This window comes from Pantoea agglomerans (assembly GCF_020149765.1).
Classification (GTDB): domain Bacteria; phylum Pseudomonadota; class Gammaproteobacteria; order Enterobacterales; family Enterobacteriaceae; genus Pantoea; species Pantoea alvi.
Genome location: NZ_CP083809.1, coordinates 2,680,591 through 2,701,940, shown reverse-complemented (window position 1 = coordinate 2,701,940; position 21,350 = coordinate 2,680,591). Strand labels below are relative to the sequence as shown.

23 protein-coding genes and 1 pseudogene are annotated in these 21,350 nt (G+C 58.8%); 15 read left to right on the top strand and 9 right to left on the bottom strand.

The features are described 5' to 3' along the window. Positions 1–200: 200 nt before the first annotated feature. The 3 genes and pseudogenes from LB453_RS15695 (at position 201) to LB453_RS15685 (ending at position 2,695) form a co-directional block, all read left to right on the top strand. Positions 201–836 (top strand): carbonic anhydrase, encoded by a 636-nt coding sequence (locus tag LB453_RS15695; RefSeq protein WP_103795570.1) that lies wholly within the window; start codon positions 201–203, stop codon positions 834–836. 109 nt (positions 837–945) lie between these two features. Further along, entirely contained in the window at positions 946–1,602 is a 657-nt protein-coding gene (locus LB453_RS15690) for a DUF3313 domain-containing protein (RefSeq protein ID WP_103795310.1), read from the top strand. A gap of 108 nt (positions 1,603–1,710) precedes the next feature. After that, a pseudogene (locus LB453_RS15685) lies at positions 1,711–2,695 on the top strand (PQQ-dependent sugar dehydrogenase). On the opposite strand, the gene LB453_RS15680 reads toward LB453_RS15685, so the two are convergent. Beyond that, the gene (locus tag LB453_RS15680) at positions 2,696–3,352 is read right to left on the bottom strand and encodes an HAD family hydrolase (protein ID WP_103795312.1); all 657 of its coding nucleotides are present in this window, start codon (positions 3,350–3,352) and stop codon (positions 2,696–2,698) included. Positions 3,353–3,619: 267 nt separating this feature from the next. Between LB453_RS15680 and LB453_RS15675 the strand changes: the two genes are divergently transcribed. Next, positions 3,620–4,822 carry a serine hydrolase gene (locus LB453_RS15675; RefSeq protein ID WP_103795313.1) on the top strand — a complete coding sequence of 401 codons (1,203 nt, stop codon included), beginning with the start codon at positions 3,620–3,622 and terminating at the stop codon, positions 4,820–4,822. 185 nt (positions 4,823–5,007) lie between these two features. Here the strand turns inward: LB453_RS15675 and ybjG are convergent, their stop codons facing one another. Next, a complete protein-coding gene (gene ybjG / locus LB453_RS15670; protein WP_103795314.1) occupies positions 5,008–5,613 on the bottom strand; it encodes an undecaprenyl-diphosphate phosphatase in 606 nt (201 codons plus the stop codon). Between the two features lie 328 nt (positions 5,614–5,941). Next, positions 5,942–7,630, bottom strand: coding sequence for an aspartate:alanine antiporter (locus tag LB453_RS15665; protein ID WP_103795315.1), 1,689 nt, complete (start codon positions 7,628–7,630; stop codon positions 5,942–5,944). Between the two features lie 251 nt (positions 7,631–7,881). On the opposite strand from LB453_RS15665, the gene ybjM reads away from it, so the two are divergent. Continuing rightward, a complete protein-coding gene (gene ybjM / locus LB453_RS15660) occupies positions 7,882–8,238 on the top strand; it encodes an inner membrane protein YbjM (RefSeq protein WP_103795316.1) in 357 nt (118 codons plus the stop codon). A gap of 51 nt (positions 8,239–8,289) precedes the next feature. On the opposite strand, the gene LB453_RS15655 is transcribed toward ybjM, so the two are convergent. Then, entirely contained in the window at positions 8,290–8,547 is a 258-nt protein-coding gene (locus LB453_RS15655) for a GrxA family glutaredoxin (protein WP_103795317.1), read from the bottom strand. Between the two features lie 196 nt (positions 8,548–8,743). Here LB453_RS15655 and LB453_RS15650 point away from each other — a divergent pair, with 196 nt between their 5' ends. From LB453_RS15650 to rlmC, 10 genes are all read left to right on the top strand, one after another. Beyond that, positions 8,744–9,013, top strand: a complete 270-nt coding sequence (locus tag LB453_RS15650; protein ID WP_103795318.1) for a DUF1418 family protein — start codon at positions 8,744–8,746, stop codon at positions 9,011–9,013. Next, positions 9,013–9,735 carry an oxygen-insensitive NADPH nitroreductase gene (gene nfsA / locus LB453_RS15645; protein ID WP_103795319.1) on the top strand — a complete coding sequence of 241 codons (723 nt, stop codon included), beginning with the start codon at positions 9,013–9,015 and terminating at the stop codon, positions 9,733–9,735. Before LB453_RS15650 ends, nfsA begins: the two co-directional genes overlap by 1 nt. An 18-nt stretch (positions 9,736–9,753) precedes the next feature. Next, positions 9,754–10,656: a 30S ribosomal protein S6--L-glutamate ligase gene (gene rimK, locus LB453_RS15640; RefSeq protein ID WP_103795320.1), complete on the top strand. Its 903-nt coding sequence runs from the start codon at positions 9,754–9,756 to the stop codon at positions 10,654–10,656. A gap of 87 nt (positions 10,657–10,743) precedes the next feature. Continuing rightward, on the top strand, positions 10,744–11,223 hold the full coding sequence (locus tag LB453_RS15635) for a YbjN domain-containing protein (protein WP_033789230.1): 480 nt from the start codon (positions 10,744–10,746) through the stop codon (positions 11,221–11,223). Between the two features lie 381 nt (positions 11,224–11,604). After that, positions 11,605–12,711 (top strand): spermidine/putrescine ABC transporter substrate-binding protein PotF, encoded by a 1,107-nt coding sequence (gene potF / locus LB453_RS15630; RefSeq protein ID WP_103795321.1) that lies wholly within the window; start codon positions 11,605–11,607, stop codon positions 12,709–12,711. Between the two features lie 112 nt (positions 12,712–12,823). Further along, positions 12,824–13,957 (top strand): putrescine ABC transporter ATP-binding subunit PotG, encoded by a 1,134-nt coding sequence (gene potG, locus LB453_RS15625; protein ID WP_158253390.1) that lies wholly within the window; start codon positions 12,824–12,826, stop codon positions 13,955–13,957. Positions 13,958–13,966: 9 nt separating this feature from the next. After that, positions 13,967–14,932 carry a putrescine ABC transporter permease PotH gene (gene potH / locus LB453_RS15620; protein ID WP_103795323.1) on the top strand — a complete coding sequence of 322 codons (966 nt, stop codon included), beginning with the start codon at positions 13,967–13,969 and terminating at the stop codon, positions 14,930–14,932. Next, the gene (gene potI / locus LB453_RS15615) at positions 14,929–15,774 is read left to right on the top strand and encodes a putrescine ABC transporter permease PotI (protein ID WP_103795324.1); all 846 of its coding nucleotides are present in this window, start codon (positions 14,929–14,931) and stop codon (positions 15,772–15,774) included. The genes potH and potI overlap by 4 nt, the downstream gene beginning before the upstream one ends. Before the next feature lie 73 nt (positions 15,775–15,847). Beyond that, positions 15,848–16,315: a YbjO family protein gene (locus tag LB453_RS15610; protein WP_103795325.1), complete on the top strand. Its 468-nt coding sequence runs from the start codon at positions 15,848–15,850 to the stop codon at positions 16,313–16,315. 48 nt (positions 16,316–16,363) lie between these two features. Further along, positions 16,364–17,518, top strand: coding sequence for a 23S rRNA (uracil(747)-C(5))-methyltransferase RlmC (gene rlmC / locus LB453_RS15605; protein WP_103795326.1), 1,155 nt, complete (start codon positions 16,364–16,366; stop codon positions 17,516–17,518). A 63-nt stretch (positions 17,519–17,581) separates the two neighbouring features. Here rlmC and LB453_RS15600 read toward each other — a convergent pair whose 3' ends face one another. The 5 genes from LB453_RS15600 to artP all read right to left on the bottom strand — a co-directional run bounded on the left by LB453_RS15600 (position 17,582) and on the right by artP (position 21,298). Continuing rightward, positions 17,582–18,313 carry an arginine ABC transporter substrate-binding protein gene (locus tag LB453_RS15600; protein ID WP_103795327.1) on the bottom strand — a complete coding sequence of 244 codons (732 nt, stop codon included), beginning with the start codon at positions 18,311–18,313 and terminating at the stop codon, positions 17,582–17,584. A 118-nt stretch (positions 18,314–18,431) separates the two neighbouring features. Continuing rightward, complete coding sequence (gene artM / locus LB453_RS15595) at positions 18,432–19,100, bottom strand: arginine ABC transporter permease ArtM (protein WP_103795328.1); 669 nt, start codon at positions 19,098–19,100, stop codon at positions 18,432–18,434. After that, a complete protein-coding gene (artQ, locus tag LB453_RS15590) occupies positions 19,100–19,816 on the bottom strand; it encodes an arginine ABC transporter permease ArtQ (protein WP_103795329.1) in 717 nt (238 codons plus the stop codon). Before artQ ends, artM begins: the two co-directional genes overlap by 1 nt. A 6-nt stretch (positions 19,817–19,822) precedes the next feature. Then, positions 19,823–20,554 (bottom strand): arginine ABC transporter substrate-binding protein, encoded by a 732-nt coding sequence (gene artJ, locus LB453_RS15585; protein WP_103795330.1) that lies wholly within the window; start codon positions 20,552–20,554, stop codon positions 19,823–19,825. A gap of 15 nt (positions 20,555–20,569) precedes the next feature. Further along, a complete protein-coding gene (gene artP / locus LB453_RS15580) occupies positions 20,570–21,298 on the bottom strand; it encodes an arginine ABC transporter ATP-binding protein ArtP (RefSeq protein ID WP_103795331.1) in 729 nt (242 codons plus the stop codon). Positions 21,299–21,350 lie beyond the last annotated feature (52 nt).

The window sequence follows — 21,350 nt, the reverse complement described above, 5'->3', positions numbered from 1 at the left end:
CCTCTGGGAATTTCAGCTAAAATTCTTATCTGCCAGCGCCGCATCTTTTGTCAATAATCATAACAGGGTTGAGTTTAGCGCGACCTGGTGCTTAAATCCGAAATTCAAATTTACTGTGAATTCAATAATAAGCAGATAACAAGGCAGCTGCGGACACCTGTCGCCGCAGTCGACTATGTGGATAATGTGAGAGCGCAATGATGAAAGAGATCGTTAACGGATTTCTGAGTTTTCAACAGAATGTGTTTCCTGAAAGGAAGGATCTTTTCAAAAGCCTGGCGTCGAACCAAAATCCGAAAGCGCTGTTTATCTCCTGTTCTGACAGCCGTTTAGTACCGGAGCTGGTGACCCAACAGGAGCCGGGTCAGCTCTTCGTGATCCGCAACGCGGGCAATATCGTGCCGCCGTTCGGGCCGGAGCCAGGCGGCGTATCGGCTACCATCGAATATGCGGTTATGGTGCTGGGCGTAAGCGAAATTATCATCTGCGGCCACTCCAACTGCGGCGCGATGAACGCTATCGCTTCCTGTCAGTGCATGGACAACATGCCGGCAGTAGATCACTGGCTGCACTACGCCGATGCGGCGAAAACCGTGGTGGAAGAGCGCCAGTATGATACGCCGGAAGCGAAGCTGAACGAGATGGTGAAAGAGAACGTTATCGCCCAGTTGAACAACATCAAGACGCATCCGTCGGTGGCGCTGGCGCTGCGTAAAGGCAAAGTGCGTCTGCACGGCTGGGTTTACGATATCGAGTCAGGCAAAATCATCGCCCTGACCGAAGGCGGCAAGAGCTTTATTTCGCTCTCCGATAACCCGGAAACCTGTTTCGAGTAAGCCTTTCGCCCGCTGCCTGTGCAGCGGGCGTTTTCTTTCTGCTTCCCCCGGCGCGTTCTCAACGGATTATCTAAGCTATTAAGGTCCTGTTTCCATTTGAGAACTGACTATGCGCAAAATTTCCCTGTTGACCCTACTGGCGAGCGCCATGCTGCTGGCGGGATGCACCTCACACGTTACCAGTAAACAGCAATATTCCGGTTTTATCACTGATTACAGCCAGCTTAAACCCGCCACCTCAGCCAGCGATCGCCCCACGCTGCGCTGGATCTCGCCCGATTACCGCGACGGTGACTATACCTCGGTAGTCTATACGCCGGTGGTTTACTATCCGGCGGCTAAGCCGACGCCGCGCGTCAGCCAGCAGACGCTGGATCACATCCGCAGCTATGCCGACTCCCGCCTGAAAGCGGCGATAGGGGAACGTAAACAGCTGGTGACTAAGCCTGGCCCACATACGCTGATCGTTCGCAGCGCCATTACCGGCGTGACGGCGGAAAACGAGGGCGTGCAGTTCTATGAGGTGGTGCCGGTGGCGGCGGTGATCGCCAGCACTATGGCGGCGACCGGTCACCGCACCCAAAACAGCGCGCTGTTTCTGGAGATTGAGGCACGCGACGCCCAGACCGGCAAACCGCTGATTAAGGTGGTACGCAAGGCGTTCGGCAAGCCGCTTAACAACAGCAGCGCGCCCATTACCTACGGCGACGTAAAAAGCGCCATTGACGATACGGTCAGCGACGCCGTGCACTTCAGCGCGCCCTGAGTCCCGCACGTTGGGCAGGGACGCCTTCTTTAATCTTTTGTAAAGCCTGAACATTATCTGGTCGTGCTGGCTACCCTTAAGCTCATCCCCTGACGACTGGAGCACACTATGGCCCGACTCACTGCCGCGCTGCTACTCGGCGGCGCGCTGTTTAATCTTCCCGCGCTGGCGGAGGAGGTAGAGGTTCAGGTTTTACAGGACAGGCTTAATCATCCCTGGGCGGTGGCGTTTCTGCCGGATAACCAGACGCTGCTGATTACCGAACGGAGCGGAGAGCTGCGCAGCTGGCGACCCGACAGCGGCCTGTCGCCGCCCATCGACGGGGTGCCGAAAGCGGCGGTGCGCCGGCAGGCGGGGCTGCTCGACGTGGTGCTGGCGCCGGACTTTGCGCAGAGCCGTCGCGTATGGCTCAGCTATACCGAAGCGAGCGACAGCGGCGAGCTGGGGGCGGTGGTCGGCTACGGCCAGCTCAGCGCAGGATCTCGACAAGCTGACCGGCAAAATCCTGCGGCTAAACCAGGATGGCAGCGTGCCGAAGGATAACCCCTTCGTCGGCCGCAGCGGCGCGCGCCCGGAAATCTGGGCCTCGGGCCTGCGCAATCCGCAGGGGCTGGCCTTCAATCCCTGGACGCAGCAGATATGGGAAAGTGAGCACGGCCCGCGCGGCGGCGATGAGGTCAATATTCCGCAAAAAGGCAAAAACTACGGCTGGCCGCTGGCGACCTGGGGCATCGACTACAGCGGCAGCAAGGTGCCGGAGTCAAAAGGATCGCACGTTGAGGGCACCGAGCAGCCGGTGTTTTACTGGAAACAGTCGCCTGCGCTGAGCGGCATGGCGTTTTATAACAGCGCGCGCTTTCCGCAGTGGAAAAATTCATTGTTTATCGGCGCGCTCAAAGATAAGAGCCTGATACGGCTCAGCGTTAACGGCGAGAAGGTGGTGGAGACGCAGCGCCTGCTGAAGGATCGCGACGAGCGCATCCGCGACGTCCGGCAGGGGCCGGACGGCTATCTCTACGTGCTCACCGACAGCGACAACGGCAAGCTGCTGAAGGTGGGACTTGCGCAGCCGGCCGGTGCGCCTCGCGGCTAATCAGCGCGCCCAGCGGCAGACTTCCCAGCCGCGCTTCAGCGCTTCCTGATGCAGCAGCGCATCCGGGTTGATGACCAGCGCGTGATCGGCCTGCGCCAGCAGCGGCAGGTCGTTCATCGAGTCGCTGTAGGCCCAGGTGCGCGCGAACGCCTGCTCCTGCTGCAGGGCGCGCCAGTCGCTCAGCCGGGCGACCTTGCCCTCTTTATACGTCATGGTGCCGTAGGTCTGGCCGCTGTAGCGGTCATCCACCACCTCTACGCCAATCGCCAGCGCGCCGTGCGCACCCAGCCGTTCAGCGATCGGCGTCACCAGATGTTCGCCGCTGGCGGAGCAGATCACCACTTTGTCGCCGCGCTGCTGGTGCCAGCTGATGCGGTCGCGCGCTTCTGGATAGACGCGCGGCAGGATGTCGCGCTGGATCCAGCGGCGCACCCAGCCCGCGACGGTCGGCGCCGCCAGACCGGCCAGCGGCGAGAGCGTCAGCGCCATATAATCTTCCATCGCCAGCGTGCCGGCATAGTATTGCGCCATCAGCGCCTGCTCTTTCGCCAGCAGTTCTTCACGGGCAAAGCCCTGCGACACCAGCCAGCGCAGCCACAGGCCGGTACTGTCTGCGCAGATAACGGTTTCGTCGAGATCGAATACGGCTAAGTCCATGGTGGGTCTCCTCTGTAGACTCACAACAGCCTGGCAGAATTTTGTGACGGTCTTAACCCTTCTGCGAAAAATCGGAATTTCACCGGCTTTTCCGTGCGCTTCACCCGCGCGAAACTGGTAGGCGCGCCCGGCGCATGCCAGGGTTACTCTACTAAACTCTATAAAACTTTACGGTTGGGCGGTTTTTTTCATGCGCTGCAGAGGGTAGCGTTTCACTCTGTAGGTTTTTGCCTTAAAACCGCGATTTAACATGGAATTTCCTCGCACATGACAACTACTCGCTCCTCACGCCGCCTGCGGCACGCTGCTGCCGCCTCGTTACTGCTGTTTATCGCCCCCGTCGCTCTCGCCGTAGACGCGCCGGCGCCGCCTCAGGTCGAAGCCAAAGCCTGGATATTAATGGATTATGCCAGCGGTAAGGTGCTGGCAGAGGGCAACGCGGACGACAGGCTCGATCCCGCCAGCCTGACCAAGATGATGACCAGCTATGTGGTCGGCCAGGCGCTGAAGTCGGGCAAAATCAAGCGCGACGATATGGTCACTATCGGCCAGGACGCCTGGGCCACCGGCAATCCCAAACTCAAAGGCTCGTCGCTGATGTTCCTCAAGCCCGGCGATCGCATTCCTGTTTCGGAGCTGAATAAAGGCATTGTTATTCAGTCGGGCAACGACGCCTGCATTGCGCTGGCGGACTATGTTGCCGGCAGCCAGGACGCCTTTATCGGGCTGATGAATAACTATGTCAAAGCGTTCGGGCTGAAGAACACCCACTTTATGACGGTGCACGGGCTGGATGCGGAAGGGCAGTACAGCACCGCGCGCGATATGGCGCTGATTGGCCAGGCGCTGATCCGCGACGTGCCGGAAGAGTACGCGCTGAATAAAGAGAAAGAGTTTACCTTTAACCATATTCGCCAGATGAACCGCAACCGTCTGCTCTGGAGCACCAATCTCCAGGTGGACGGTATCAAAACCGGCCATACCTCGGGGGCGGGCAATAACCTGGTGGCCTCTGCCACCGAAAACGATATGCGGCTGATCTCGGTGGTGCTGGGCACCGCCAGCGACGCCGCGCGCTTTCGCGAGAGCGAGAAGCTCCTGACCTGGGGTTTCCGCTTTTTTGAGACCGTGACGCCAATTAAGGCGGATAAGCCTTTCGCCCAGCAGCGCGTCTGGTTCGGCGATCGTAAAGAGGTTAACCTCGGCGTTGAGAAAGATGCGGCGCTGACGCTGCCGAAAGGGCAGATGAAGAATCTGAAGGCGAGCTATACCCTGACCACGCCGCAGCTTGAGGCGCCATTAAAGAAAAATCAGGTGGTGGGTACGATCGATTTCCAGCTTGACGGCAAGACCATTGAGCAGCGGCCGCTGGTGGTGATGGAGGAGGTGCCAGAGGGCAATTTCTTCAGCCGCATCGTCGATTTCGTGCTGATGCAGTTCCACTCGCTGTTCGGCAAGTGGTTTAGCTAACACCGGCGCGCTGTAAGTGCTGAGCAGATGCGGAGGTCATAGGCCGATCGCAACGTTGCTCAAGGCATCTCTGCGCGCTCGGCCCGCGACATCCCTGTCGCGGGCCGCTTTGCTACTCTGCCCACGCCATCCGCTTCAGACGGTGAGGTTGCCTGTCAGGGCTATCCGCTTTCAGACCAGCTTTCTTAATCCTGAATCCAGCCCTTGCGTATCGGCAGGGCGAACAGCGCGCGGTAGAGGGCGTTAATGGCCGCCAGCATGCGCGCGCCATATCCCTGCCAGGCGAGATGCGACGCCAGACAGCCAAGTAGTCCCACCAGAAATCCGCCCAGCATATCCATCGGCCAGTGTACGCCGAGATAGACGCGCGACCAGGCGATGGCGCTGCCGAGCGCCATCAGCATCACGCCCGACCAGAGGCGGTGCCAGAAGATAAACGCCAGCGCGAAGGTGAAAATGGTCGTGCCGTGATCGCTCGGGTAGGAGTCGTCAGGCGCATGATGCAGAAACTGATAGCCCAGCCCGATAGCGAACGGACGTGGATGCGGAAAAAGCTGGCCGACGCACCAGGAGATAGAGAGCGCATAGATCAGCGCCAGGCCGGTTTTCAACACCAGCACGCGCTGCGATTTCAGCTGGTCGCGCGGGCCCCACAGCCAGAGCGCGACAATCAGCAGCGGCACGATGGCGATAAGATCTTTGGCGATAAAGGTCGCCAGCGCCAGCAGCCAGCCTGGCGAAGCGGGCGTCGCGTTAATAAATAAAAACAGAGAGTGGTTTAGCGCTTCCATAATGGTAAGAAATCCTCATCTTATAACTGCACCCGTTCGCCGCTGCGCACAAAATGCCAAAGAAAAGGCCTATTCTGGCGATGCGGCAGGGCGGGAGATATAGCGCCAGCTCCTAAATGACACGCAGGTTGCAGAACGGTTTAGGTTCGGTGACGGTGCGCGCATCCTTTGCCCGCTCTGCCTGTCGCGACGGGCTTCATCGCAGGCATAAAAAAACCCGTCAGCAAAAAGCTGGCGGGCTCCACAATTTGGGGATTTCAAAGAAAAGCAGTGGCACTTATTCAGACTCACCCTTAACAAAAAAGTTCTGGACGGAGTCAAAAAAATTTTATAAGGGCAAAATCGGCCAGATAATCACAATCAGCGTGCCGGCCAGCGTCAGCAGCACGTTGGCGATGGCGTAGGTACCGGCATAGCCCAGCGCCGGAATATTGCTGCGCGCCGTGTCGCAGATAATCTCCATCGCTGGCGCGCAGGTGCGCGCGCCCATAATCGCGCCGAACAGCAGCGCGCGGTTCATGCGCAGCACGTAGGCGCCAAACAGGTAGCAGATCACCACCGGCAGCAGGCTCACCAGCAGGCCGCACAGCAGCATCAGCGCGCCTTCGCTGCCGAGACCGTGATTAATACCGCTGCCGGCGCTCAGGCCCACGCCCGCCATAAACACCATCAGCCCGAACTCTTTCACCATAGTCAGCGCACCCTGCGGGATATAGCCGAAGGTGGGATGGTTGGCGCGCAGAAAGCCGAGCATAATGCCAGCGAACAGTAGCCCGGCGGCGTTGCCGATGCCGAAGCTAAAGTTGCTGAACTGAAAGGTGATCAGGCCGATCATCAGCCCGACGATAAAAAAGGCGCAGAACGCCAGCAGATCGGTCACCTGGCTGTGGATCGCGATAAAGCCGATGCGATCCGCCACGTTTTTCACGCGCTTCGCCTCGCCGCTGACCTGCAAAATATCGCCTTTGTGCAACATAATGCTGTCGTCGATCGGCATCTCGATCTGACTGCGAATAACGCGGTTGAGGAAGCAGCCGTGATCGGTGAGATTCAGTTTGCTGAGGCGTTTATTCACCGCATTATGGTTCTTCACCACAATCTCTTCCGTCACGATGCGCATATCGAGCAGATCGCGGTCGAACACCTCTTTGCCGTTGCGGAAGCTGGCGTCGAGGCGCGCGTGCGCGTCGGGATAGCCCACCAGCGATATTTCGTCGCCGAGCTGCAGCACCGCATCGCCGTCCGGGCTGGCCAGAATGCCGTTGCGGCGGATGCGCTCGATATAGCAGCCGGTCTGGCGATAGATCCCCAGCTCGCGCAGATTCTTGCCGTCGCTCCACGCCACCAGCTCCGGGCCGACGCGGTAGGCGCGAATAACCGGCAGAAAGACTTTGCGCTGGCTGTCGGCATCCAGGCCGCGCTCGCGTGCGATTTGCTGCGCGCAGGTAGGCAGATCCTGATGCTGCAGGCGCGGCAGATAGCGCGCGCCGAAAATCAGGCTCACCAGACCGATCAGATAGGTCAGGGCGTAGCCGAGAGAGAGGTGATCCTGCATCAGCGCCAGCTGGTCGCGGTTGCTGATGCTCTGCCGCAGCGTATCGCCCGCGCCGACCAGCACCGGCGTCGAGGTCATCGATCCCGCCAGCATCCCCGCCGTCAACCCGATATCCCAGCCAAAGAGTTTGCCGAAGCCGAGCGCCAGCAGCAGGGCGCTGAGCACCATCACGATCGCCAGCAGAAAATAGTTTTTACCGTCGCGGAAGAAAATAGAGAAAAAGTTAGGGCCTGCTTCAACGCCGACGCAAAAAATAAACAGCATAAAGCCGAGGCTCAATGCGGCGGTATTTATCGCAAAGTGTTGTTGCCCGAGTAATAAAGAAACGACTAATACGCCAATGGAATTTCCTAGCTGCACTGAGCCGAGGCGCAATTTACCCAGGCAAAGGCCGAGTGCTAAAACGACAAATAATAACAGAACGTCATTTCCGCTTAACAAATCTGCGACGTTTATGTTCACTGTTTAACTTCTTGTTTACTTGTAAGCTGTTGATGAGAGGCCTGTTTTTCGCTATCTTGTGCAGGCCGCGCAGTGAGCCTGCTGTTTGATTTAAACAGGTCACTCTTAGACGGCAGGTATTCTAATCATAAAAATCACCCTCAGCCATTAGCTTATAATTTCATACCGCTAACGGCCTGTTTCATTTTATTTCCACCAGAGAGCGCGGCAGGTTGTTGTCATTGTGATGATTTTCAATAAATGGGGGTGATATGCCACGGCGTTCCTTACGCTGGACCAGTGCGATGCCTGGCATTGTGCTCTACAGTCTGGTGTTTATTTATGCGCATCGTTACTGGCTGGTGGGCAATGTGCCGCTGGGCGGACAGCCAGAGCTGCTGCTTTTTCTGCTGCCGGGCGCGGTAATGGCGCTGCTGCATGCGGAGAGCCCGCTAAAAAGCACGCTGCTGATGGCGCTCTGGGGTACGCTGCTGGGCGTCGTGCTGCTGCATAATACGCTGCTGGCCCACACCAGCTGGCTTACCCTGCTGGTCTGGAGCCTGAGCGCGCTCTTCTGGGCAGGCAGCGGCGCGCTGCTGGTTCGCCTGGCGCGCATCGTCTGGCGCTGACGCCAGAACGAAAAAACGGGCCGAGTCGGCCCGTTGCGCTGGCAAAAAAACTTATGCGCTCAGGTTTTCTTTCGTCCAGGCCGCGAAGTCGGTGTAGCCGCCGATATGCTGCTCATCAACAAAAATCTGCGGTACGGTGCTGACCGGTTTGCCCGCGCTTTTCTCCAGATCCGCTTTGGTAATGCCTTCCGCCTGGATATCTACATACTGGTAGCTAAAGTCGTCGCGCTCGGCGCTGAGCTTGTCGGCCAGCTCTTTCGCACGTACGCAATAGGGGCAGCCAGGACGACCAAAAATCACAGTAACCATGAAAAGCTCCTTAATTCGGGCTATTTAATGTGACCCATGTCACATAAGCTCAGGATGGATGGTCATTATGATGCCCGCTCAAACCGCTTAAAGAAAGCAGGAAATGCCTGTTAGTCTGATGCGCGTCGTCTATGCAAGTTTTTGAACCTTGACCATAATTGACGGCCTAAGCCCGGTGCGACCCAGGAGAATGTTGATGACCAATGTGGCGCGTTTACCCAAAGCCTTGCTGATCATGGAAGCGCTCGGCGGCCTGCTGACGCTGTGCGCGCTGCTGCTGGCCAACCGCTGGCTGCCGCTGCCCGCGAATGCTGACGGCAAGACGCTGGCGACTGCGCTGCTGATTATCGGTATTCTGCTGATGCTGCCCGCCGCCTGGCTGATGATATGGCGCACCGCGCAAGCGATGGCGCCGCAGCTGTTTGGTCGCACCGTTAATAAAAATGAGACTCGCCGGAGACCTTAATGACACCGACTATCGATCTATTGTGCAGCCACCGTTCAATTCGCGCCTTTACCGACCAGGCGATCGGTGCAGAACAGCGTGAGGCGATTATCGCCGCGGCGCAATCGGCGTCCACCTCCAGCTTTCTGCAGTGCTCTTCGATTATTCGCATCACCGATCCTGCGCTGCGTCAGCAGCTGGTTACGCTGACTGGCGGTCAGCAGTGGGTGGCGGACGCCGCGGAGTTCTGGGTATTCTGCGCCGACTTTAACCGCCATCTGCAGATTTGTCCCGATGCGCAGCTGGGCCGCGCCGAGCAGCTGTTGCTCGGCTGCGTCGATACCGCGCTGATGGGGCAGAACGCCATGGTCGCCGCCGAATCTCTCGGCCTGGGCGGCGTCTTTATCGGCGGTATCCGCAACAATATCGCGCAGGTTACTGAGCTGCTCGGCCTGCCGAAATTCGTGCTGCCGCTGTTCGGCTTCTGCATCGGCTATCCCGCTGCCGTGCCCGACCTTAAGCCGCGCCTGCCCCACGCGATGCTGGTGCATGAAAACCGCTATCAGCCGATCGATCCGCAGGTGCTGGCCGATTACGACAGCCGCACAGAGATCTATTACGAGCAGCGCGACAGCAATCAGCGCAGCGAGACCTGGAGCGAACTGATTCAGCGTCTGATCGTAAAAGAGACGCGCCCCTTTATGCTCGACTACCTGCACCAGCAGGGCTGGGCGACGCGCTAACGCTGAAGAGGATCGATAATGAAAATCGCTATCCTGTCGCGCGACGGGCAACTTTACTCCTGCCGACGCTTGCGTGAGGTTGCCGAGCAGCGCGGGCATGAGATTCAAATTATCGATCCGCTCTCCTGCTACATGAATATCAACCCGGCGTCGCCGGCGGTGCACTACCGCGGCGAGGCGCTCGGCCATTTCGACGCGGTTATTCCGCGCATCGGCTCCGCCGCCACCTTTTACGGCACGGCGGTGCTGCGCCAGTTCGAGATGTGCGGCAGCTACCCGCTCAACGAGTCGCTGGCGATCGCCCGCGCGCGCGACAAGCTGCGCTCGCTGCAGCTGCTGGCGCGTCAGGGCATCGATATGCCAGTAACCGGCTTCGCCTCGTCGCCGGACGATACGCAGGATCTGATCGCCATGGTGGGAGGCGCGCCGCTGGTGGTGAAGCTGGTGGAAGGCACGCAGGGTATCGGCGTGGTGCTGGCGGAGACGCGGCAGGCGGCGGAGAGCGTTATCGACGCCTTCCGCGGCCTTAACGCGAATATTCTGGTGCAGGAGTTTATTCAGGAAGCGCAGGGACGGGACGTGCGCTGTCTGGTGATCGGCGACGAAGTGGTCGCGGCGATTGAACGCGAGGCGAAAGAGGGCGATTTTCGCTCTAACCTGCATCGCGGCGGCAAAGCGCATCCGGTAGAGATTACGCCGCAGGAGCGCGCCATCGCGGTTAAAGCGGCTGCGACGCTGGGACTGGACGTGGCGGGCGTCGATATTTTGCGCGCGCGGCGCGGGCCGCTGGTCATGGAGGTTAACGCCTCGCCTGGCCTGGAAGGGATCGAAACCCGTACCGGCATCGATATCGCCGGGCGGATGATCGACTGGATAGAGCGCAACGCTTTGCCCGGTTTCAGTCTTAAAACCGGCGGCTGACGCGCGCTTTTCAGCGGTTTTCGTAGCGTCATGCGCATTTTTTCCGTAAGCTTAGTCGCCTGTTTATTCACCCCTTGGGACACTACGATGGATTCTCTTGTCGTTCCGGATATCGACCTGTTGCGTCGCTGGCTGGATCAGCAAAATATCACCTGGTTCGAATGTGATGCCTGTCAGGCACTTCATCTGCCGCACATGCAAAATTTCGATGGGGTATTCGACGCCAAAATCGATCTGGTCGACAACGTTATTCTCTTCTCCGCGCTGGCGGAGGTAAAGCCAACAGCGCTGATCCCGCTGGTCGGCGATCTGTCGCAGATCAACGCCAGTTCGCTAACGGTAAAAGCCTTTGTCGACATTCAGGACGACAATCTGCCGAAGCTAATTGTCTGCCAGTCCCTTGCGACCAGCGCCGGGTTGACCTTTGGCCAGTTCGCCAGCTTTATGAAGCAGAGCGAAGAGCAGGTCTCCATGGTGATTATGGAAGCCTTCGCCAATAATCTGCTGATGATGGGCGAAGAAGAAGAGCGCGCGCCGGTGAGCTTCAGCCACTCGCTGCTGCACTAGAACAGCCCCTTTTCCGACCCGTTTTAACTGCCGCTTTATGCGGCAGTTTTCATTTCCGGCCCACCATTTTTTATTCTGCATTTTGCCCTTTACTGCCAGATATTTCTCGTGGTTTGTGCCGTTCCTGCCAGACCACATAGCACAAACATGCATAACCTGTCGCTAAAAGGCGTTTTTTACGCTGGGGTATGGTAGCGACAGGGTAGCGAGGCTATTCTTGCGGGGCTGCATAAGACGTGGATTCGCAGCGCAGGTATCAGTTTTTACTATTAAACTCTCAATGAATATTGATTCATTGTGTCTGTGAATTGACGCACAGCTCGCAGCGCTGGGTTCCGCTTTAGCCAGCCTGTAACGATCCGCTCAGGAGGAAATAAAAAGATGTTCAATCAAAAAAAATGGTTGTCAGCTGCGGTTACCGGCGTACTGATGGTCGCCTCTGCAGGATCGATGGCGGAAGATAAAACGCTGCATGTCTATAACTGGTCAGATTATATCTCGGCGGACACGGTGCCGAATTTTGAAAAGGCGTCTGGTATTAAGGTGGTCTACGACGTCTTCGACTCCAATGAAGTGCTGGAAGGCAAACTGATGGCGGGCAGCACCGGCTACGATGTGGTGGTGCCATCCTCCAGCTTCCTCGCGCGCCAGCTGCAGTCCGGCGTCTTCCAGCCGCTGGATAAGAGCAAGCTGCCGAACTACAAAAATCTCGATCCTGAGCTGATGAAAAAGGTTGCTCAGCACGATCCAGACAACAAATATGCGATTCCCTATCTGTGGGGCACCACCGGCATCGGCTATAACGTCGAGAAGGTGAAAGCTGCGCTGGGCGCCGACGCGCCGGTTAACAGCTGGGATCTGGTGCTGAAGCCGGAAAACCTTGAAAAGCTGAAGAGCTGCGGCGTTTCCTTCCTCGACGCGCCGGAAGAGATTTTTGCCACCGTGCTCAACTATCTGGGTAAAGATCCCAACAGCTCAGACGCCAAAGATTACTCTGGCGCGGCGACCGATCTGCTGCTGAAGCTGCGTCCCAGCATCCGCTACTTCCACTCCTCGCAGTACATCAACGACCTGGCGAACGGCAACACCTGCGTTGCTATTGGCTGGTCTGGCGATATTCTGCAGGCGAAAAACCGCGCTGAGCAGGCGAAAAACGGCGTGCATCTCGCCTATAGCGTGCCAAAAGAGGGCGCGCTCGCCTTCTTCGATATGATGGCGATCCCGAAAGATGCGAAAAACGTCGACGCCGCCTATCAATGGCTGAACTACATCATGGATCCGAAAGTGATTGCCGACGTTTCCAACAAGATGTCCTACGCTAACGGTAACAAGGCGTCGCTGCCGCTGATCAATGCCGATATCCGCAACAATCCGGGCATCTTCCCGACGCCGGAAGCGATGTCGAAGCTGTTCGTGCTGAAGGTGCAGGATCCGAAGCTGGATCGCGCGCGCACTCGCGCATGGACTCGAGTGAAAAGCGGAAAATAAGCGGCTCTTTATTTCGTAAGCTTACAACCTGGAACAGAGGCGCTGCGCTGGCCTCTGTTTTCCTTTTTTTGCGGCTGGCTTAGCCGTTCCGCGTAGACCGGAGTGACTGTTAGTGAACGACGCGATCCCTCGTCCCCAACCTAAAACCGCAAAGGCGTTAACGCCCTTGCTGGAGATCCGCAACCTGACCAAATCGTTCGACGGCCAGCACGCCGTGGACGATGTCAGCCTGACCATCTATAAAGGCGAAATTTTCGCGCTGCTCGGCGCCTCGGGCTGCGGCAAATCGACGCTGCTGCGCATGCTGGCGGGTTTTGAGCCGCCGACCAGCGGCCAGATCGTCCTGGACGGCCAGGATCTCTCCCACGTGCCGCCTTACCAGCGCCCGGTCAATATGATGTTTCAGTCCTACGCGCTCTTTCCCCATATGACGGTGGAGCAGAATATCGCCTTCGGCCTGAAGCAGGACAAACTGCCGAAGGGCGAAATCAACGCGCGCGTGCAGGAGATGCTGGCGCTGGTGCATATGCAGGAGTATGCGAAGCGCAAGCCGCATCAGCTTTCCGGCGGTCAGCGTCAGCGCGTGGCGCTGGCGCGCAGCCTGGCGAAACGCCCCAAGCTGCTGCTGCTCGACGAGCCGATGGGCGCGCTGGATAAAAAGCTGCGCGACCGCATGCAGCTTGAGGTGGTCGATATTCTGGAGCGCGTCGGCGCGACCTGCGTCATGGTGACGCACGATCAGGAAGAGGCGATGACCATGGCGGGCCGCATCGCCATTATGAACCGCGGCAAGTTTGTGCAGATCGGCGAGCCGGAAGAGATTTACGAGCATCCGACCACCGTTTACAGCGCCGAATTTATCGGCTCGGTGAATGTCTTTAGCGGCATGCTGCGCGAGCGTCAGGAAAATGGTCTGGTGATCGACAGCCCGGGGCTGGTGCATCCGCTGAAGGTCGATTCCGATGTGTCAGTGCCGGATAACGTGCCGGTTCACGTCGCGCTGCGCCCGGAAAAAGTGATGCTGTGCGAGGAGGTTCCGGCGGATGGCTACAACTTTGCCGTGGGGGAAGTGGTGCATATCGCCTACCTTGGCGATCTCTCTATCTACCACGTCCGGCTGAAAAGCGGACAGATGATCAGCGCCCAGCTGCAGAACGCCCACCGCTTCCGCAAAGGGCAGCCAACCTGGGGCGATGAAGTCCGCCTCTGCTGGGATGTTGACAGCTGTGTGGTTCTGACGGCCTAAGGAGACGCAATGAGTCAACTCTTTCACCCAAGCAAACCGCCGGGCGCACGGCTGGCGGGTACGCCGCTGCAGCGCTGGGCGACGCGCATGAAAATGCGCCACGGCCGCAAGCTGGCGATCGCGCTGCCTTACCTCTGGCTGGTGCTCTTTTTCCTGCTGCCGTTTTTAATCGTACTGAAAATCAGCTTTGCCGATATCGCGCGCGCCATCCCGCCCTATACCGAGCTGATCAGCTGGGCTGACGATCAGCTCAACCTGGTGCTTAATCTCGGCAACTACCTGACGCTGACCGACGATCCGCTCTACGTGGACGCCTACCTGCAGTCGCTAAAGGTGGCGGCGATCTCGACCCTGATCTGCCTGCTGGTCGGCTACCCGCTCGCCTGGGCGGTGGCGCACAGCAAGCCCTCAATGCGCACCATCCTGCTGCTGCTGGTGATCCTGCCCTCCTGGACCTCGTTTCTGGTGCGCGTCTACGCCTGGATGGGGCTGCTGAATAACAACGGCATCCTGAACCGCTTTCTGATGTGGCTGGGGGTTATCGACCATCCGCTGGTGATCCTCTATACCAACACGGCGGTCTATATCGGCATCGTTTACTGCTATCTGCCGTTTATGGTGCTGCCGATCTATACCGCGCTGACGCGCATCGACTATTCGCTGGTAGAGGCCTCGCTCGATCTCGGCGCGAAGCCGCTGAAAACCTTTTTCAGCGTTATCGTGCCGCTGACCAAAGGGGGCATTATCGCCGGCTCAATGCTGGTATTTATCCCGGCGGTGGGCGAGTACGTGATCCCGGAACTGCTCGGTGGACCGGACAGCATTATGATTGGCCGCATCCTGTGGCAGGAGTTTTTCAACAACCGCGACTGGCCGGTCGCCTCGGCGCTGGCGGTGATTATCCTGCTGATTTTGATCCTGCCGATCGTCTGGTTCCATAAGCATCAAAACCGTGAAATGGGAGAGAAGGAATGAATCAGCTGCCTGCGATTCGCTCGCCGTGGCGCACCGCCATTCTGCTTTGCGGCTTCCTGTTTCTCTATGCGCCGATGCTGCTGCTGGTGGTTTACTCCTTTAACAGCTCGCAGCTGGTAACGGTGTGGGAGAGCTTCTCATTCCACTGGTATCGCGTGCTGTTCCAGGATGAAGCGATGCTGGATGCGGTCGGGTTAAGTCTGACCATCGCCGCGCTGAGCGCTACCATGGCGGTGGTGCTCGGCACGATGGCCGCGGTGGTAGTGGTGCGCTTTGGCCGCTTCCGCGGGCACACCGGCTTCGCCTTTATGCTGACCGCGCCGCTGGTAATGCCCGACGTGATCACCGGCCTGTCGCTGCTGCTGCTGTTCGTCGCCATGGGTAACGCCTTTGGCTGGCCGAGCGATCGCGGCATGCTGACCATCTGGCTGGCGCACGTTACCTTCTGTACCGCCTATGTGGCGGTGGTGATCAACTCGCGCCTGCGCGAGCTGGATCGCTCGATTGAAGAGGCGGCGATGGATCTGGGCGCGACGCCGCTCAAGGTCTTCTTTGTGATTACCGTACCGATGATCGCTCCGGCGATCGTCACCGGCTGGCTGCTCGCCTTTACCCTGTCGCTGGACGATCTGGTGATCGCCAGCTTTGTCACCGGGCCGGGCGCGACCACCTTACCGATGGCGATCTTCGCCACCGTGCGGCGCGGCGTTAACCCGGAGATCAACGCGCTGGCGTCGCTGATCCTGTTCGTCGTCGGGCTGGTGGGCTTTATCGCCTGGCGCTGGATGGCGCATGAAGAAAAGCAGCGGATTCGCGATATTCAGAAGGCCAGACGTGGCTGAAATCACTGATCTTTGCCACTATAAAGGCGGGCGGATTTTTCCGCCCGTCTGCGTGCAGTGATGGAGCCTGGCCATGTCCGAAACCCTGAAAAAAGGCGATTTTCTCTCTCTTGCCCCCGTGCCGGTCACGGTAGCGGGCATCGCCATTATCGCCACGCGCTGTCTGAGCGTGCTGATGCTGGCGAACGAGCTGGGTGTTGAGGAGATCGTCAATTTTGTGCATCGCAGCGCGCAGGCCTGGGACTCTACCCTTATCTTTATCGCCAGCCAGCTGATCTTTTTCTATGAGCTGCGCTGCGCCTTTCTGCTGCTGCGCGGCAGCAACCGCGGCCGCTGGGGCTTCGCCATCACTCAGGCGGTAGTGCTGTTCTATATGCTGCTGGCGTCGACCGGCACTATCTATCCTGAGATCTTCAGCATCAGCGGCGCCAGCAATGCGCAGATCATTCACCATACCCTGATGCAAAAGCTGCCCGATCTGCTGGTGCTTGGGCTGCTGTTTGTGCCGACCGCCAGCCGCGCATTTTTCCGCAAGCGGTGATACAATCGCGCTCCGCCCGACCCCCTTGAATGACACAGGCCTTACCCCATGCAATGCGCGCTCTATGACGCCGACCGCTGCCGCTCATGCCAGTGGCTGGAAAAACCCTATTCACAGCAGCTCAGCGACAAGCAGTCGCGGCTGAAGGCGCTGCTGGCGCAGCAGCCGGTCGGGCAGTGGCTGCCGCCGGTCACCTCGGCGCAGCAGGCGTTTCGCAACAAGGCGAAGATGGTGGTCAGCGGCAGCGTCGAGCGGCCGGTGCTGGGCATGGTGCAGCGCGACGGCAGCGCGGTGGATCTCTGCGCCTGCCCGCTTTATCCCGCCAGCTTCGCGCCGGTTTTCGCCGCGCTAAAGCCCTTTATCGCCCGGGCGGCCCTTACCCCCTATAACGTGGCGCGCAGGCGCGGCGAGCTGAAGTTTCTGCTGCTCACCGAGAGCACGCAGGGCGGCATGATGCTGCGCTTTGTGCTGCGCTCCCGTGAAAAGCTGGAGCAGCTGCGCGCCGCGCTGCCCTGGCTGCAGCAGCAGCTGCCGCAGCTAAAGGTTATCTCGGCGAATATTCAGCCGGTGCATATGGCAATTCTGGAAGGGGATGAGGAAATAGCCCTGACGCCGTCACAGTCGCTGGCGGAGAATTTCAATCAGGTGCCGCTCTGGATCCGTCCGCAAAGCTTTTTCCAGACCAACCCGCAGGTCGCTGCTGCGCTTTACGCCACCGCGCGCGACTGGGTCAGCGAGCTGCGCATCAGCAGCATGTGGGATCTCTTTTGCGGCGTCGGCGGCTTCGGCCTGCACTGCGCCACACCGCAGATGCAGCTGACCGGCATTGAGATTAGCGCCGAGGCGATCGCCTGCGCGCAGCGTTCGGCAGAGATGCTGGGGCTGGAAAAGGTCAACTTCGCCGCGCTGGACTCGACCGCCTTCGCTACCGGGCGCGACGCGGTGCCCGACCTGGTGCTGGTTAATCCGCCGCGGCGCGGCATTGGCGCGGCGCTCTGCGACTATCTCAGCCGCATGGCGCCGGAGACCATTCTCTATTCAAGCTGTAATGCCGAGAGCATGGCGCAGGATATCGCCCGGCTGGCAGATTATCGCGTGACGCGCGTGCAGCTGTTCGACATGTTTCCACATACCGCGCACTTCGAAGTGCTGTGCCTGCTGACGCGCCGCCGCGCGGAAGAGGAGGGTGGGCCAGCGTCCTGAGCATCAGATCCAGGAACGATGCAGAACCGATCGGACGCCTGTCCGCTGGCCCATAGCTGCGGGTTACTCAGGGAACCACTTCTGATTCAGCTGCTGCAGGGTGCCGTTGCTCTTCAGCGCCGCCAGCGCGCCGTTCAGCCTGTCGCGCAGCGCGTCGTTGCCTTTGCGCACCGCGATGCCCAGGCCGGTGCCGAAGTAAGCCTTATCCGTCACGTGTTCGCCTACCGGCGCTAAATCAGCGTTGGTTTTCAGCCACTGGTTCACCACCGCCGTATCACCGAACACGCCGTCAAGACGGCCATTTTTCATATCGAGAATCGCGTTCTGATAGCTGTCATAGGCGACGGTGACGATCTCAGGATGCTTCTCCTGCAGATATTTCTGGTGCGTCGTGCCGTTCTCAACGCCGATACGCTTGCCCTTGAGCGAGGCAAAATCGCTAAACTTGCCTTTACGCGCGATAACGATAGCGGAGTTGGCGTAGTAGGGCTGGGTAAAATCGACCTGCTTGCTGCGATCCTCGGTGATATCCATACCGGAGATCACCGCGTCAAAGCGGCGGAACTTCAGCGAAGGGATCAGGCTGTCGAAGGCGTTGTTGGTAAAGGTACACTCCGTCTGCAGCTGCTGGCAGATCGCTTTGGCCAGATCGATATCGTATCCCACAATCTGATTGTCGCGATCCAGCGATTCAAACGGGGGATAGGTCGCGGAAGAGGCGAAACGGAGGGTATCCGCCGCGTGGGCGCTTAGAGTCAGCGTCGCCAGCGCGGCGGCAAGGATCCATTTTTTCACTGTATAACTCCTGAAAACCATACCAGAGGCGGAATGGTTGACACGATGCCAGTAAATGAATCTTTATGCAATATTTGTGAGTAAAAAATTAAAAAGGCGAGCATTGCTCGCCTGGATATTAACTTCTGCGCTCAAAAGCCAGCGCGCGTCGCTCTATCAGCCGCATCATCAGCGTCAGCAGGCCGTTCACCACCAGATAGACCAGTCCGGCGGCGGCGAACACCATCACGTCGTAGGTGCGGCCGTAAAGCAGCTGGCCATGACCCATCACCTCCATCAGCGTAATGGTGTAGGCGAGCGAGGTCCCTTTGAACACCAGCACCACCTCGTTGGAATAGGAGGAGAGGGCGCGCTTAAACGCATAGGGCAGCAGAATACGCAGCGTATCCTTGCGGTTCATCCCCAGCGCGGCGCAGGATTGCCACTGGCCTGACGGGATAGCGCGCATCGCGCCGTAAAAGAGCTGCGTGGTATAGGCGGCGCTGTTTAGCGACAGCGCCAGCATGGCGCACAGCCACGGCTGCGACAGCAGGTGCCAGAGCCAGGGAATGCTCTGCAGGCTGGGAAACTGGCCGGGACCGTAGTAAATCAGGAAGATCTGCACCAGCAGCGGCGTACCGGTAAACAGGGTGATATAGATTTTCACCAGCGGGTTAAGCAGCGGCGTTTTCAGCGACAGCACCACCGTAAACAGCAGCGCCAGCACCAGCGCCACCAGCAGCGACGCGACGGTCAGCGTCAGGCTGGTATGCAGCCCTTTCAGAATCTCAGGTAAGTAGCTCAGCATCAGCCGTTCCCCCGCTCAAACCGCGTCGTGCGCAGCTCAATACGGCGCAGCACCGCCTGGCTCAGCAGCGTAATCACCAGATAAATGGCTGCGGCAATCAAAAACCAGGTAAAGGGCTCCTGGGTACGGGTTGCGATACTTTTGGTCTGCAGCATCAAATCGTTAACGCTAATCAGCGACACCAGCGCGGTATCCTTTAACAGCACCAGCCACTGGTTGCCCAGTCCGGGCAGCGCGTGACGCCACATCTGCGGCATAATCAGACGCAGGAAGATGGCGGACTTTTTCATGCCCAGCGCCTGACCCGACTCCCACTGACCCTGCGGTACCGCCTTCAGCGCACCTCGCAGCGTTTGCGAGGCGTAGGCGGAGTAGAGGATCGCCAGCGCAATAACGCCGCACAGAAACGGGCTGACGTCGAAGTTCTCGATCTCAACCTGCACCGGCAGCTGAAACAGGCCGAAATTGAGGGTAAAGCCGTCGGAGAGCACCAGCAGCAGCTGCGAGGCGCCGAAATAGATAAACAGCACCACCAGAATTTCCGGCAGGCCGCGAATTAAGGTCACCAGCGCCGTGCCGATCCACGCCAGCAGCTTGATGCGCAGCGACTCCCAGCCGGCGAAAATCATCGCCAGCGCAAGGCCGGCGATCAGGGCGCAAACAGCGAGGCCGACGGTCATGCCGGCGGCGCTGGCGAGAGGATAGAACTCACTCATGGTTAATTACTGCTGGAACCATTTGCTGTAGATGGTTTTATAGGTGCCGTCGGCCTTCACCTTCTCCAGCGCGGCGTTGAACTTCGCCTGCAGATCGGTGTTGCCCTGACGCACGGCGATGCCGAGACCGGTGCCGAAGTAGGCTTTGTCGGTAACCTTATCGCCGACCGCCGCCAGGCTGGCGTTCTGCTTCAGCCATTCGTTAACCACCGCCGTGTCGCCGAACACCGCATCAATACGGCCGTTTTTCAGATCCAGCACCGCGTTCTGGTAGCTGTCGTAAGGCACGGTGGTGATATCGGCATGCTGGTCGTTCAGGTATTTCTGGTGCGTGGTGCCGTTCTGCACGCCGACGCGCTTGCCTTTCAGCGCGGCCACGTCGGCCACTTTGCCTTTCTGCGCAATAAACAGCGCGGAATTGTCATAGTAGGGCTTGCTGAACAGCACCTGTTTTTCACGCTCGGGGGTGATGTCCATACCGGCCATCACCGCGTCGAAACGGCGGAACTTCAGGCTCGGGATCAGGCTGTCAAACGCCTGGTTGGTAAAGGTGCAGGTGGCGTTCATCTCTTTGCAGAGCGCATTGGCGAGATCAACGTCGAAGCCCTGGATTTTGTTGCTGGCGTCGACGAACTCAAACGGCGGATAGGAGGCTTCGGTGGCGAAGCGAATAGTCTGGGCCGCCGACGCGCTCAGGCTCAGACCAGCAAGCAGTGCAGCAAGTACGATTTTTTTCATTGGGAGCTTCCTGACTTAATGCGAAAGATAATGTGCAAACGCCTCGGTTTGCGGCTGTGTAAATCGACTGGCATCGCCCTGTTCCACGATATGACCGTTCTCCATATAAACCACGCGGCTGGCGGTTTTACGGGCTACTTCCACTTCGTGCGTCACGATGACCTGAGTAATGTGCGTCTGGGCGAGTTCGCGAATAATGCTGACGATCTGCGCGGTGATTTCCGGATCGAGCGCGGCGGTCGGCTCGTCAAACAGCAGCACCTGCGGCTCCATCATCAGGGCGCGCGCAATGGCGACGCGCTGCTGCTGGCCGCCAGAAAGGTGCAGCGGGAAACGGTCGGCATAGGGCGTCAGGCGCAGGCGATCCAGCAGCTTATCGGCGCGCGCGCGCGCCTCTGCTTTGCTGAGGCCCAGCACGCGGCACGGCGCTTCGATCAGGTTCTGCACCACGGTGAGATGCGGCCAGAGATGATATTGCTGGAAAACCATGCCGACATTCTGACGCAGCTCGCGGATGGCAGCATCGGACGGCGTCTTGCTGAAGTCGAAATGATTACCGGCGATTTTCAGGCTGCCCGAGCGAGGCTGCTCCAGCAGGTTAAGCACGCGCAGGAGTGAGCTTTTCCCCGCGCCGCTTGGGCCGAGCAGCACCAGCGTTTCGCCTTGCGGGCAATCCAGATTGATGTCAAACAGCGCCTGATGGGCGCCGTAAAAGCAGTTAATCCCGTTTAGTTGAATACTCATGCGCAAATTTTGAATAGCCATTAGTGCCGCGAATCTTAACCGCACCAGAATA

Coding starts and splice junctions, on each gene's coding strand:
- LB453_RS15695 (WP_103795570.1), top strand. CDS start 201: ATGAAAGAGATCGTTAACGGATTTCTGAGTTTTCAACAGAATGTGTTT.
- LB453_RS15690 (WP_103795310.1), top strand. CDS start 946: ATGCGCAAAATTTCCCTGTTGACCCTACTGGCGAGCGCCATGCTGCTG.
- LB453_RS15680 (WP_103795312.1), bottom strand. CDS start 3,352: ATGGACTTAGCCGTATTCGATCTCGACGAAACCGTTATCTGCGCAGAC.
- LB453_RS15675 (WP_103795313.1), top strand. CDS start 3,620: ATGACAACTACTCGCTCCTCACGCCGCCTGCGGCACGCTGCTGCCGCC.
- ybjG (WP_103795314.1), bottom strand. CDS start 5,613: ATGGAAGCGCTAAACCACTCTCTGTTTTTATTTATTAACGCGACGCCC.
- ybjM (WP_103795316.1), top strand. CDS start 7,882: ATGCCACGGCGTTCCTTACGCTGGACCAGTGCGATGCCTGGCATTGTG.
- LB453_RS15655 (WP_103795317.1), bottom strand. CDS start 8,547: ATGGTTACTGTGATTTTTGGTCGTCCTGGCTGCCCCTATTGCGTACGT.
- LB453_RS15650 (WP_103795318.1), top strand. CDS start 8,744: ATGACCAATGTGGCGCGTTTACCCAAAGCCTTGCTGATCATGGAAGCG.
- nfsA (WP_103795319.1), top strand. CDS start 9,013: ATGACACCGACTATCGATCTATTGTGCAGCCACCGTTCAATTCGCGCC.
- rimK (WP_103795320.1), top strand. CDS start 9,754: ATGAAAATCGCTATCCTGTCGCGCGACGGGCAACTTTACTCCTGCCGA.
- LB453_RS15635 (WP_033789230.1), top strand. CDS start 10,744: ATGGATTCTCTTGTCGTTCCGGATATCGACCTGTTGCGTCGCTGGCTG.
- potF (WP_103795321.1), top strand. CDS start 11,605: ATGTTCAATCAAAAAAAATGGTTGTCAGCTGCGGTTACCGGCGTACTG.
- potH (WP_103795323.1), top strand. CDS start 13,967: ATGAGTCAACTCTTTCACCCAAGCAAACCGCCGGGCGCACGGCTGGCG.
- potI (WP_103795324.1), top strand. CDS start 14,929: ATGAATCAGCTGCCTGCGATTCGCTCGCCGTGGCGCACCGCCATTCTG.
- LB453_RS15610 (WP_103795325.1), top strand. CDS start 15,848: ATGTCCGAAACCCTGAAAAAAGGCGATTTTCTCTCTCTTGCCCCCGTG.
- rlmC (WP_103795326.1), top strand. CDS start 16,364: ATGCAATGCGCGCTCTATGACGCCGACCGCTGCCGCTCATGCCAGTGG.
- artM (WP_103795328.1), bottom strand. CDS start 19,100: ATGCTGAGCTACTTACCTGAGATTCTGAAAGGGCTGCATACCAGCCTG.
- artQ (WP_103795329.1), bottom strand. CDS start 19,816: ATGAGTGAGTTCTATCCTCTCGCCAGCGCCGCCGGCATGACCGTCGGC.
- artJ (WP_103795330.1), bottom strand. CDS start 20,554: ATGAAAAAAATCGTACTTGCTGCACTGCTTGCTGGTCTGAGCCTGAGC.
- artP (WP_103795331.1), bottom strand. CDS start 21,298: ATGAGTATTCAACTAAACGGGATTAACTGCTTTTACGGCGCCCATCAG.